The organism is Nocardioides sp. CCNWLW216 (assembly GCF_037120545.1).
In the GTDB taxonomy this organism is placed as follows: domain Bacteria; phylum Actinomycetota; class Actinomycetes; order Propionibacteriales; family Nocardioidaceae; genus Nocardioides; species Nocardioides lianchengensis.
The window spans coordinates 145,352-157,162 of record NZ_JBBBBJ010000013.1 but is presented as its reverse complement, the minus strand read 5'-3'; the positions used below and the strand labels follow the sequence as shown (position 1 = coordinate 157,162).

General features: G+C 72.3%; 12 protein-coding genes, 1 tRNA gene and 1 pseudogene. 8 read left to right on the top strand and 6 right to left on the bottom strand.

Annotation, left to right across the window (positions count from 1 at the left end):
- The 6 genes and pseudogenes from V7S47_RS23385 to V7S47_RS23360 all read left to right on the top strand — a co-directional run.
- Positions 1 to 287: pseudogene (locus V7S47_RS23385) on the top strand (DNA polymerase III subunit gamma/tau); the annotation flags it as partial.
- A 25-nt stretch (positions 288 to 312) separates the two neighbouring features.
- On the top strand, positions 313 to 702 hold the full coding sequence (locus tag V7S47_RS23380; RefSeq protein ID WP_090854153.1) for a YbaB/EbfC family nucleoid-associated protein: 390 nt from the start codon (positions 313 to 315) through the stop codon (positions 700 to 702).
- A 1-nt stretch (position 703) separates the two neighbouring features.
- On the top strand, positions 704 to 1,303 hold the full coding sequence (gene recR, locus V7S47_RS23375; protein ID WP_090854150.1) for a recombination mediator RecR: 600 nt from the start codon (positions 704 to 706) through the stop codon (positions 1,301 to 1,303).
- Positions 1,296 to 1,880 carry a DUF5063 domain-containing protein gene (locus V7S47_RS23370; protein WP_090854147.1) on the top strand — a complete coding sequence of 195 codons (585 nt, stop codon included), beginning with the start codon at positions 1,296 to 1,298 and terminating at the stop codon, positions 1,878 to 1,880. Before recR ends, V7S47_RS23370 begins: the two co-directional genes overlap by 8 nt.
- Positions 1,881 to 1,944: 64 nt before the next feature.
- On the top strand, positions 1,945 to 3,219 hold the full coding sequence (locus tag V7S47_RS23365) for an aspartate kinase (RefSeq protein ID WP_090854144.1): 1,275 nt from the start codon (positions 1,945 to 1,947) through the stop codon (positions 3,217 to 3,219).
- A complete protein-coding gene (locus tag V7S47_RS23360; RefSeq protein ID WP_336563827.1) occupies positions 3,216 to 4,265 on the top strand; it encodes an aspartate-semialdehyde dehydrogenase in 1,050 nt (349 codons plus the stop codon). Before V7S47_RS23365 ends, V7S47_RS23360 begins: the two co-directional genes overlap by 4 nt.
- A 15-nt stretch (positions 4,266 to 4,280) precedes the next feature.
- Here the strand turns inward: V7S47_RS23360 and V7S47_RS23355 are convergent, their stop codons facing one another.
- The 3 genes from V7S47_RS23355 to V7S47_RS23345 all read right to left on the bottom strand — a co-directional run bounded on the left by V7S47_RS23355 (position 4,281) and on the right by V7S47_RS23345 (position 6,322).
- Positions 4,281 to 5,126, bottom strand: coding sequence for a hypothetical protein (locus V7S47_RS23355; protein WP_336563826.1), 846 nt, complete (start codon positions 5,124 to 5,126; stop codon positions 4,281 to 4,283).
- A 120-nt stretch (positions 5,127 to 5,246) separates the two neighbouring features.
- Positions 5,247 to 5,320: transfer RNA gene (locus V7S47_RS23350), tRNA-Pro, on the bottom strand.
- Between the two features lie 78 nt (positions 5,321 to 5,398).
- Entirely contained in the window at positions 5,399 to 6,322 is a 924-nt protein-coding gene (locus V7S47_RS23345; RefSeq protein ID WP_336563825.1) for a metallophosphoesterase, read from the bottom strand.
- A 26-nt stretch (positions 6,323 to 6,348) separates the two neighbouring features.
- On the opposite strand from V7S47_RS23345, the gene V7S47_RS23340 reads away from it, so the two are divergent.
- A complete protein-coding gene (locus V7S47_RS23340; protein ID WP_336563823.1) occupies positions 6,349 to 6,807 on the top strand; it encodes a GatB/YqeY domain-containing protein in 459 nt (152 codons plus the stop codon).
- A 5-nt stretch (positions 6,808 to 6,812) separates the two neighbouring features.
- Here V7S47_RS23340 and V7S47_RS23335 read toward each other — a convergent pair whose 3' ends face one another.
- Positions 6,813 to 9,068: a transglycosylase domain-containing protein gene (locus V7S47_RS23335; protein ID WP_336563821.1), complete on the bottom strand. Its 2,256-nt coding sequence runs from the start codon at positions 9,066 to 9,068 to the stop codon at positions 6,813 to 6,815.
- A gap of 208 nt (positions 9,069 to 9,276) precedes the next feature.
- Between V7S47_RS23335 and V7S47_RS23330 the strand changes: the two genes are divergently transcribed.
- On the top strand, positions 9,277 to 9,585 hold the full coding sequence (locus tag V7S47_RS23330) for a WhiB family transcriptional regulator (protein WP_090854130.1): 309 nt from the start codon (positions 9,277 to 9,279) through the stop codon (positions 9,583 to 9,585).
- Between the two features lie 27 nt (positions 9,586 to 9,612).
- On the opposite strand, the gene V7S47_RS23325 is transcribed toward V7S47_RS23330, so the two are convergent.
- Together V7S47_RS23325 and V7S47_RS23320 are read right to left on the bottom strand one after the other, a co-directional pair.
- Positions 9,613 to 10,794 (bottom strand): ArsA family ATPase, encoded by a 1,182-nt coding sequence (locus V7S47_RS23325; RefSeq protein WP_336563819.1) that lies wholly within the window; start codon positions 10,792 to 10,794, stop codon positions 9,613 to 9,615.
- A complete protein-coding gene (locus tag V7S47_RS23320) occupies positions 10,794 to 11,801 on the bottom strand; it encodes an ArsA-related P-loop ATPase (RefSeq protein ID WP_336563817.1) in 1,008 nt (335 codons plus the stop codon). The genes V7S47_RS23325 and V7S47_RS23320 overlap by 1 nt, the downstream gene beginning before the upstream one ends.
- Positions 11,802 to 11,811: the final 10 nt, after the last annotated feature.

Below are 11,811 nucleotides of genomic sequence, written 5' to 3'. Positions count from 1 at the left end.
GCGCGCCGCCCGACTGGGCGGCCGAGCCCGCGCCCGAGGCGGCCGCCCCGCCCCCGGAGCGGCCCGAGCGCCCCGGGCCCGACGCGATCGCCCGCGCTCGCGAGGCCGTCCAGCAGACCCGGCCGGCCGGCCAGGGTGAGCCGGCCGCGCCCGACCCGGACGCCTACGACGCGGACGCCGACGTCCACCCCGACGACCTCGACGCCGACACCGACCAGCTCGGTGCCTCCGAGCTGCTGGCCCGCGAGCTCGGTGCTCGCGTGGTCGAGGAGATCCGCCACCAGTGACCATCAACTTCCCCGAGGTGACCCCATGACCCAGAACCCCTTCGACGCCCTCGGCGGCGGTGGCTTCGACATGAACGCCCTGCTCCAGCAGGCCCAGCAGATGCAGAGCCAGCTGCAGGAGGCCCAGGAGCGGCTCGGCGAGGCCCGGGTCGACGGCACGGTCGCCGGCGGCGCCGTGACGGTCACCGTCAGCGGCGTCGGCGAGCTGGTCGGGGTCGAGATCAAGGCCGGCCAGTTCGACGGCGGCGACGCCGACGACCTCTCCGACCTGGGCGACATGATCGTGGCTGCCTTCCGCGACGCGAAGGCCCAGGCCGACGCCCTCGCCGGCGAGGCCCTCGGCCCGCTGGCCGGCGGCCTGCCCGGCGGCGACCAGCCCGGGGGCCTCCCGGGCCTCGGACAGCTCGGGTTCTGAGTTGTACGAAGGCGTCGTCCAGGACCTGATCGACGAGCTCGGTCGGCTGCCGGGCGTGGGTCCCAAGAGCGCGCAGCGCATCGCGTTCCACCTGCTCCAGGCCGACCCCGTCGACGTACGCCGCCTCGCCGACGTGCTGATCGAGGTCAAGGCCAAGGTCAAGTTCTGCAGCATCTGCTTCAACGTGTCCGAGGACGAGCAGTGCCGGATCTGCCGTGACCCGCGCCGCGACCCGACCGTGCTGTGCGTGGTCGAGGAGTACAAGGACGTCGTGGCCATCGAGCGCACCCGCGAGTACCGCGGCCGCTACCACGTCCTCGGCGGGGCGATCTCGCCGATCGACGGCATCGGGCCCGAGCAGCTCCGCATCCGCGAGCTGATGACCCGGCTGGCCGACGGCACCATCACCGAGACCATCCTCGCCACCGACCCCAACCTCGAGGGCGAGGCGACCGCCACCTACCTCACCAGGATGCTGAAGCCGATCGGGTTGCGCGTGACCCGTTTGGCGAGTGGACTGCCCGTGGGGGGTGACCTCGAGTACGCCGACGAGGTCACCCTGGGACGAGCCTTCGCAGGGAGACGATCCGCAGATGACTGACACGACCGCCACCGAGGACTTCGCGCAGCAGATCGCCGACCAGGTGGAGAGCTTCCTGGTCGCGATCCAGGCCATCTCGCGCGACGAGGAAGGCAGCGGTGCGATCTCGCTGCTGCTGCTGGAGGTCAGCCAGCTGCTGCTGGCCGGCGCCCGGCTCGGCGCGCAGGCCGACTTCGAGCCCGACCAGGAGTACCAGCCCGACGTAGGCCCCGACCCCGACCTCGACGCGATGCGGCTGCGGCTGGCCACGCTGCTGGGGCCGGTCGACACCTACAGCTACGTCTTCGACCCCTACGTGCCCGAGCTCGACACGGCCAACCTGTCCGACGAGCTGACCAGCGTGGCCACCGACGTGGCCAACGGGCTGCGCCACTTCCGCAACGGCGACGTCGCCGAGGCGCTGTGGTGGTGGCAGTTCTCCTACGTCTCGTCGTGGGGCACCAGTGCCAGCGCGTCGCTGCGGGCGCTGCACTCGATCGTCACCCACTCGCGCCTGGACGCCGACGACGAGGTCGACGCCGAGGTGGTCGCGGTCGCCGATGAGATGCTCGCCGGACGCGACGTCACGGGCCGGTAAACTCGGGGCCGGTCGCGAGCAGGTGCGGCCGTCGTACACCCCCGAACCCCGAAGGTAGAACCCCGTGGGCATTGTCGTGCAGAAGTACGGCGGGTCGTCGGTCGCCGACCCCAGCGCGATCAAGCGCGTCGCCCGACGCATCGTGGAGGCCAAGAAGGCGGGCCATGACGTCGTCGTCGCGGTCTCGGCGATGGGCGACTCGACCGACGAGCTGATCGAGAAGGCGCAGGCGGTCAGCCCCGCGCCGCCGGCCCGCGAGCTCGACATGCTGCTCACCGCGGGTGAGCGGATCTCGATGGCGCTGGTCGCGATGGCGATCTCCGACCTCGGCTACAGCGCCCGGTCGTTCACCGGCTCGCAGGCCGGCGTGATCACCGACTCGGTCCACGGCAAGGCCAAGATCATCGACGTCACGCCGGGCCGCATCGAGTCGGCGATCGCCGAGGGCCACATCGTCATCGTGGCCGGCTTCCAGGGCGTCTCGCAGGACACCAAGGAGATCACCACGCTCGGCCGCGGGGGCACCGACACCACCGCCGTCGCCCTGGCGGCGGCGCTCGGCGCCGAGGTGTGCGAGATCTACACCGACGTCGACGGGGTGTTCACCGCCGACCCGCGGATCGTCCCCGCCGCCCGCAAGCTCGACCGCGTCTCGACCGAGGTGATGCTCGAGATGGCCGCCAACGGCGCCAAGATCCTGCACCTGCGGTGCGTCGAGTACGCCCGCCGTTACGACATGCCGGTCCACGTCCGCTCCTCCTTCTCGCAGAAGGAGGGGACGTGGGTCATCCCCGACCAGCAAGAGGGAGCAGAACCCATGGAGCAGCCGATCATCGCCGGGGTCGCGCACGACCGCAGCGAGGCCAAGATCACCGTGGTCGGCGTGCCCGACAAGGTGGGCGAGGCGGCCCGCATCTTCGAGGCCCTGGCCGGCTCCGAGGTCAACATCGACATGGTCGTCCAGAACGTCTCCGCCGCCGCGACCGGCCGCACCGACATCTCCTTCACGCTCCCGCGCACCGACGGCCAGACCGCGATGGCCGCGCTGGCGCGGATCCAGGACGAGGTCGGCTACGAGCAGCTCCTCTACAACGACCAGATCGGCAAGGTCTCGCTGATCGGCGCCGGCATGCGCTCGCATCCCGGCATCACCGCTAAGTTCTTCTCCGCGCTGGCCTCGGCCGGCGTCAACATCGAGATGATCTCCACCTCCGAGATCCGGATCTCGGTGATCGTCGACGAGGCCCAGGTCGACGAGGCCGTCCGCGCGACGCACACCGCGTTCGACCTCGACGCCGACGAGGTCGAGGCCGTCGTGTACGGCGGGACCGGCCGATGAGCGCCCGCCTGAACATCGGTGTCGTCGGCGCCACCGGCCAGGTCGGCGTCGCCATGCGCCAGATCCTGGAGGAGCGGGACTTCCCGGTCGACCAGATCCGGTTCTTCGCCTCGGCCCGCTCGGCCGGCAAGGTGCTCCAGTACGCCGGCCGCGAGGTGGTCGTCGAGGACTCCGAGACCGCCGACCCCACGGGCCTCGACGTCGCGCTCTTCTCCGCCGGTGCCACGGCCTCGCGCGCGCTGGTCCCGAGGTTCGTCGACGCCGGCGTGATCGTCGTCGACAACTCCAGCGCCTTCCGCAAGGACCCCGCGATCCCGCTGGTCGTCTCCGAGGTCAACCCGGACGCCGCAGCCGACGTGATCGCGGCCGGACGCGGCATCATCGCCAACCCGAACTGCACCACCATGGCCGCCATGCCGGTCCTGAAGGTGCTGCACGAGGAGGCCGGCCTGGTCCGGCTCGTCGTGTCGACCTACCAGGCCGTCTCCGGCTCCGGCCTCGCCGGCGTCGACGAGCTGGCCACCCAGGTCGCCGCGGCCGGCGACAAGGCTCGCGAGCTGGCCTACGACGGCTCCTCGGTCGCGTTCCCCGACCCGGTCAAGTACGCCCGCACCATCGCCTACAACGTGCTGCCGCTGGCCGGCTCCCTCGTCGACGACGGGCTGAACGAGACCGACGAGGAGCAGAAGCTCCGACACGAGTCCCGCAAGATCCTCGGCCTCCCCGAGCTGAAGGTCTCCGGCATCTGCGTGCGGGTCCCGGTCTTCACCGGCCACTCGCTGTCGGTGAACGCCGAGTTCGCCGCGCCGCTCTCGCCCGCGCGCGCCACCGAGCTGCTGGCCACCGCGCCGGGCGTCGAGCTGTCCGACATCCCGACGCCGCTGCAGGCGGCCGGCCAGGACCCGTCGTACGTCGGCCGGATCCGGCAGGACGAGGGCGTCGACGACGGCCGCGGCCTGGCGCTGTTCATCTCCAACGACAACCTCCGCAAGGGCGCGGCCCTCAACACCGTGCAGATCGCCGAGCTGGTCGCCGCCGCGCGCTGAGCCGGCCGACGGGGGCTAGTCCCGCGCGGGCTCGATGACCGCGGTGGTCACCCAGTGGCTGCCGGCGTAGGTCGCCGTCGAGACCACCGGGATGACCAGCAGCATCCACCACGAGTCGAGCGACTCGACGAGGAACAGCAGCGCGATCACGGCCAGCAGGCCGACGCCGAGGAAGCTGGTGCTCGTCGGGTCGGGGACGGCGGACCAGCGCAGCAGCGCCCCGCCGGCGATCACGGCGACGATCAGGATGGCCAGGACGAGCGGGTAGCCCGCCCCGCCGCACGACGACGTGCCCTGGGCGGCCTCGCAGACCTGCTGCCCGCCCGCGGTCAGCAGCACGATCAGCACGCCCACCAGCAGGCCCGTCACGACCGCCGCGGTCAGGCCGGTGACGATCGGTCCGCGCGGCGTCCTGGCGGCCTTCTCCGGCCGCGGCGCGGGCGTAGGCTCCGGGGCGGGTACCACGGCCGCGGGCTCGACCTCGTCGGCGTACAGCGGCGGCGCCTCGTGCGCCGGCTGGATCGGCCGCGACTCCGCGGCCGCGACCGGCTCCGGCTCGGGGACCGGCTCCGGCTCGGGGACCGGCTCGGGCTCGGGGGTCGGCTCGGGCTCGGGGACCGGTTCCGGCTCCGCGATCGGCTCAGGCGCGGGCACGGGCACGGGTTCGGGCTCCACGGCCGGCACCGCATCCAGCACCTCGGTCGGCTCGGCAGGAGCGGGCTCGACCACCTCGACCACCTCGGTCGGCTGCTCGTCCGCGGGTGGGTCCGCGGGCGCCGGCTTCGGCTTGCGTCGACGCCGGAACAGCGAGGGCGGTTCGAGGGACGGCGGCGGCGCTGCCGGGTCGCGGTCGTCTGCCATGCCGGTGAGTGTGCCACGGGCGCAGGAGATCCCTGACGATCTGCGGGGAAGCGGGCCGCCACGAACCGACGAAATGAGCGGGTGCCCCGGACCTGAAGGTCCGGGGCACCCGGTGATCGGTCGGGCTGACAGGATTTGAACCTGCGGCCTCTTCGTCCCGAACGAAGCGCGCTACCAAGCTGCGCCACAGCCCGATCCATGACCTCCGGCCGAAGCCGGGCTCACAAGCACGGGAGCATACCGGAGCGGGTCAGGCCGAACCCAATCGAGGGTCAGCTGCGAGACACCAGGGTCAGCAGGGTCGCCTCGGGACGGCAGGCGACCCGGATCCGGGCGTAGGGGCTGGTGCCGAGGCCGGCCGACACGTGCAGCCACGACGAGCCCGGGTCGCCGGGGCGGGAGTCGGCCGGGTGCCGGTGCAGGCCGCGCGCGCGGGCCGGCTCCAGATCGCAGTTCGTGGTCAGGGCGCGGCCACCGGGCAGGCAGACCTGGCCGCCGTGGGTGTGGCCGGCGAGGACGGCGTCGTACCCGTCGGTGGCGAACTGGTCCAGCACCCGGAGGTACGGCGCGTGCGCGACCCCGAGCCGCAGGTCGGCGGTCCGGTCCGCGGGGCCGGCGACCTGGTCGAGGCGGTCGTACTCGAGGTGCGGGTCGTCGACGCCGGCGAAGGCGATCGTCGTCCCGCCGACGGTGACGGTCGCCCGGGTGTTGGTCAGGTCGACCCAGCCGCGGTCGGTGAACGTCGTGCGCAGCTCGCGCCAGGGCAGCTGGGCGACGTCGGTGTGCCGCTTGCCGGTGTCGGGGAGCAGGTAGAGGAACGGGTTGCGGAAGGACGGCTCGAAGTAGTCGTTGCTGCCCATCACGAACACGCCGGGGACGTCGAGCAGCGGGCCGAGCGCGTCGCGGACGGCCGGGACGGAGTCGCGGTGGGCCAGGTTGTCGCCGGTGTCGACGACCAGGTCGGGGCGCAGCACCGCGAGGCTCGAGAGCCACTCGAGCTTGCGGGTCTGGGCGGGGGTGACGTGCAGGTCGGAGAGGTGCAGCACGCGCAGCGACGGCCGGCCGGGGGCCAGGACCGGCACGGTCACCCGCCGCAGCGTGTAGCGCCGCGCCTCGACCAGGGCGTACGTCGTGAGGGCCGCGCCCACGACGGCGCCCGCGCCCAGCAGGCGGGGGACAACTCGGTCGAGGAGCACGTGGCAAGGCTGCCACAATGGCCCTCATGAGCTCCCTGAAGGACCGTCTCCGTGCCGACCTCACCACCGCCATCAAGGGTCGTGACGAGGTGCGCTCCTCCACCCTGCGGATGGTGCTGACGGCGCTGACCAACGCCGAGGTCGCCGGCAAGGAGGCTCGCGAGCTCAGTGACGACGACGTCGTCGGCGTGCTGTCCAGCGAGGCGAAGAAGCGGCGCGAGGCCGCGGTCGCCTTCGACGACGGCAACCGGCCCGAGATGGCCGCCAAGGAGCGGGCCGAGGCCGCGGTGCTCGCCGACTACCTGCCCCAGCAGCTGAGTGTCGAGGAGATCTCTGCGATCGTGACGGCCGCCGTCGAGCAGGTCGGCGCCGCCGGCGAGGGCATGAAGGCGATGGGCAAGGTGATGGGCGTGGTCCAGCCCCAGGTCAAGGGCCGGGCCGACGGCTCCGCCGTCGCCGCGGAGGTACGCCGCCAGCTCGGCTGAGCCGGTCAGCGACCGCCGCGACCGCCACCGTTCCCGCGGCCGCCGTTGCCGCGACCACCCCGGCCGTCGTTGTCGTTGTCGCGGCCGCCGCGACCGCCCTTCGTGGGCTGCGGGGCGGGCGCGGTGACGCCGGCGCCCGCGACCCCCGAGGGGTAGACGAAGTCCTTGTTCTCGTAGAGGTCGAGGGTGGCGCGCATGGCCGAGCCCCAGATCGGGGCGGCCAGGCGGGAGCCGGAGACGGCGCCGTAGATGGTCTGCGAGCCGATGTCGACCCCGTTGAGGCTCGAGGGGGATCCCTCCTGGTTGGCGCCGGCGATCATCGCCGCTGCCGCCATCGTCGGGGTGTAGCCGGCGAACCACACCGAGTTGCCGTTGTTCGTCGTACCGGTCTTGCCGCCGGCGTCACGGCCGAGGTTCTGGGCGGCGGCGAAGCCGGAGCCCTCGAGGAGCCCGCGGAGCACGTCGCTGACCGCGTCGGCGGTGCTCTCCTGCATCACCCGGGTGCAGGTCGGCTTGTACTCCTTGAGGACGTTGCCCTTGCTGTCCTCGATCGAGGTGACCGGTCGCGTGTCGCAGTGCTTGCCGCGGGCGGCGAAGGTGGCGTAGGCCTCGGCCATCTCCAGCGGGCTGACGTCGGCGACGCCGAGGGTGAAGTTGGGCACCCGCTCGGCGCCGTTGCCGCGCTTGTCGCCGGTCGGGTTGGTGAGGTCGAGGCCCATCTTCTTGGCCAGGTTGTAGGGCTCGCAGATGCCGGTCATCTTCTCGAGGCCGAGGAAGAAGGTGTTCACCGACAGTCGGGTGCCGTTGTACATGTTGGCCACGATGCTGCCGGTCGTGGAGTTGGGCACCTGGAACTCGCCGTAGCCGTAGGGCTCGCCGTCGCAGTCCTCGTAGTCCTCCTCCTGGAAGGTGCCGGGGGAGGGCGAGTTGATCGCCTCGGAGAGCGGGATGCCGTCCTCGATCGCCTGGGCGAGCACGAAGGCCTTGAACGTCGACCCGCCCTGGAAGCCCTTGGCCGTGCCGTACTTCTCGTTGACGGCGTAGTTGATGAAGGTCTGGCCGGCCTTCTTGTTGCGACCCATCGGGCGCGACTGGGCGATCGCGCGGACCTCGCCGGTGCCGGGCTCGACCATCGCGAGGCCGCCGATGGCGTTGGCCTTAGGGGAGGAGACGGTGTCGGTCACGGCCTTGTCGGCGGCGTCCTGGAAGCGCTGGTCGAGCGTGGTCCGGATGGTCAGACCGCCGGACTTCAGGATCTGCTCGCGGTCGGCGCGGGTGCGGCCCAGCGACTTGTCGCGCATCAGGTACTTCAGGACGTAGTCGCAGAAGAACGGAGCCGAGGCGGAGGTGCAGCCGTTGTTGGCGGGCTGGACGCGCAGGCCGAGCGAGCGCTCCTTGACCCGGTCGGCCCGCTCCTGCGGGATGACGTTGAGCTGGGCCATCCGGTCGAGGACGACGTTCCGGCGGGCCAGGGCCCGGTCCTCGTTGTCGGTCGGGTCGAGCGCGTCGGGGCTCTGCACCAGGCCCGCGAGCATCGCGGACTGACGGAGGTCGAGCTTGCGCGCGTTGACGTTGAAGTAGTGCTTGGCCGCGGCCTGGATGCCGTAGGCGCCGTCGCCGAAGTAGGCGATGTTGAGGTAGCGCTCGAGGATCCAGTCCTTGCTGTGCTCCTCCTCCATCGCGATCGCGTAGCGCAGCTCGCGGATCTTGCGGGAGTAGTCGGTCGCGGTCGCCTCGCGCCGCTCCTCGTCGGTGTTCGCCTGGGTCACCAGGGTCTGCTTGACCAGCTGCTGGGTGATCGAGGAGCCGCCCTGCACGGTGGCGCCGTCGTTGGCGGCGTTGGTGACGAAGGCGCGCAGGGTGCCCTTGAGGTCGAGCGCGCCGTGCTCGTAGAAGCGGTAGTCCTCGATGGCCACGATCGCCTTGACCATCGTGCGCGAGATCTGGCCGAGGGAGACCTCGACGCGGTTCTGGTCGTAGATGGTCGCCATCACGTTGTCCTGGCTGTCCAGGATCTGGGTGCGCTGCGGGAGGACGCCGGTGTCGAGCTCCTCGGGCAGGTCGGCCAGCGCCTCCGAGGCGTTGCGCGCGCCCACGCCCGCGACGCCGGCGAACGGGATCGCCAGGCCGGCCACGATGACGCCCAGGACCGCCGAGACGGCCAGCATCACCACGACGTGCGAGACCACCCGGCCGGCGGTCAGGCGGTCGCCACCGGAGGTCGGCGGCGGCGAGGACGGCGGCAGGGGCGACGACGGCATGGCTCCCAGGGTACGGGAGCGCGGGAACCCCAGCCGCTTCCCCGAGGTTGGAGTGGCCCGTTATGACTAGTCAGTTCGGACTAGTGAGATTGGTTCCTCTGTGTCTGTCTGGACCTCTCAGCATTCTTTAACTTTGTCCCTGAGGGAATCCCGAGAACAGTGCGTCATGGGGACGCGGTCTGGCTCGGATGATGTGGGGACATCAAACATGTGGGTTGAGGACTGGACGCCGCGCGCCGCCTGCCGGACGGCTTCGCCGGACCAGCTGTTCGTGCGTGGCGCGGAGCAGAACAAGGCCAAGCAGCTGTGCGCGGGTTGCCCCGTGCGCACCGAGTGCCTCGCGGAGGCGCTCGACAACCAGATCGAGTGGGGCGTCTGGGGCGGCATGACGGAGCGGGAGCGCCGGGCGCTGCTGCGCCGGCGGCCGGCCGCGTCGTGGCGCTCGGTGCTGGAGACGGCGCGGGAGCAGGGCGGCCAGCCCGCGACCACGCCGGTCACCCCGGCCGTCCACGCCTGACCGGTCCCGGTCGACTCGTCCGGGGCGTCAGCCCTGGGCGAGCAGGGTGCCGACGCGCCGCAGACCCTTGAGGTCGTGCACGTCCGTCGGCAGCGCCGGTACGACGGCCGTCGCGACGTGCGGGTGCGCCGCCGCGAATCGCTCGCGGAGCACCGCCTCGCGCTCGGTCGTGCGCACCCGGTCGGCGTGCAGCCGGAGGAGTCCGGCCGTCAGCGACGTCGGGTCGAGCTTGCGCAGTCGGGCAGCTGCGGTCGTGGCCTCGTCGGCGGAGAGCCGCCCGCGCGGGGCCGGGCTCGCCCGGTTGACGACCAGGCCCGCGAGCGGCATCCGGTCCTCGCCGAGCCGCTCGACGAAGTACGCCGCCTCGCGCAGCGCGTCCGGCTCGGGCGCGGCGACGACGAGGAACGCCGTCCCGTCGGCCTGGAGCAGCGCGTAGGTCTTCTGCGCGCGCGCCCGGAAGCCGCCGAAGACGGTGTCGAGGGCGGCGACGAACGTCTGCACGTCGCGCAGCACCTGCCCGCCCAGGATCTTGGTGAGCGCGTTGGTGATCAGCCCGATGCCGGCGCTCATCAGCCGGGCCGGTCCCTTGGCCGGGGCGAGCATCAGCCGGATGAACCGGCCGTCGAGGAAGCTCGAGAGCCGCTCCGGCGCGTCCAGGAAGTCCAGCGCGGACCGCGACGGCGGGGTGTCGACCACGATCAGGTCGTAGCTGCCGTCGCGCTGCGCGTCGGCGTGGAGCTGGCCGAGCTTCTCCATCGCCATGTACTCCTGGGTGCCGGCGAACGAGCTCGACAGGGCGACGTAGAAGGGGTTCTCCAGGATCTGCTGCGCCTTCTCCGGGCTGGCCTGACCCTCGACCACCTCGTCGAAGGTGCGCTTCATGTCGAGCATCATCGCGTCGAGGTGGCCGCCGGCCGCGGCGTCGACGCCGGTCACCGGCCGGGGCGTGTTGTCGAGCTGCTCGATGCCCATCGACTGGGCCAGCCGCCGGGCCGGGTCGATGGTCAGCACCACGACCTTGCGGCCGCGCTCGGCCGCCCGGAGCGCCAGGGCCGCGGAGGTGGTGGTCTTGCCGACCCCGCCCGAGCCGCAGCAGACGATGATCCCGGTCGACCGGTCGTCGAGGAGCGCGTCGACGTCGAGGGCCGGCGCCGCGCCGGGGCGGGCGGCCAGCGGGCCGACCCGGGTGCGGGAGCTGCGCGCGGCCATCAGGCCATCCCCTGCTCGCGGAGCCGGGCGGCCAGGTCGTAGAGCCCGCCCAGGTCGATGCCGCCCGCCAGCAGCGGCAGCTCGTACGACGGCGCGTCCAGCTCGGCCACCAACGCGCGCTGGGCGTCCTCGAGCGCCCGGCGCTCGGCGTGGTCGCGGGCCTCGGCGGCCAGCCCGTCCACCAGCGTCTTGGTGGCCGTCACGCCGGCGGCCTCCAGGTCCTCGCGGACCGCTTCCTTGTCGAGGCCGCCGGACCGGGCGGCGAGAAGGTCGTCCGCGGCGATGTCGCGGGGGCGGACCTGGTTGACCACGACCGCGCCGACCGGGAGCCCGTTGGCCCGCAGCTCGGTGATGCCGTCGGCGGTCTCCTGCACCGGCATCTCCTCGAGCACGGTCACCAGGTGCACGGCGGTCCGCGGCGAGCGGAACAGCGTCATCATGGTGTCGGACTGGCTCTTGATCGGGCCGACCTTGGCCAGCCCGGCCAGCTCGCCGCTGACGTTGAGGAACTGCGAGATCCGGCCGGTGGGCGGGGCGTCGAGCACGACGGCGTCGTACTCGATGGCGCCCTTGTTGCGACTGTTGCGCTGCACCGCCTCGAAGACCTTGCCGGTCAGCAGCACGTCGCGGACGCCGGGGGCGATCGTGGTGGCGAACTCGATGACGCCGAAGCGGTCGAGCGCCCGGCCGGCCCGGCCGAGCTTGTAGTACATGGCGAGGTACTCGAGCAGCGCGGCCTCGGGGTCGATGTGCAGGGCGTGGACGACCCCCGCGCGCCGGCCGTCGCCGGGGTCCAGGCCGGCGGCGATGCGCCGCTCGGCGTAGGGGAGCGGGTCGACGTCGAACATCCGGGCGATGCCCTGGCGGCCCTCGACCTCGCAGAGCAGCACGTGCTTGCCGTGGGAGGCGAGGGCCAGCGCGAGCGCGGCGGCGACGGTGGACTTGCCGGTGCCGCCCTTGCCGGTGACGACGTGCAGGCGCACCTTCGCCCACGCCGCGTCCGTCATGGCCAGAAGA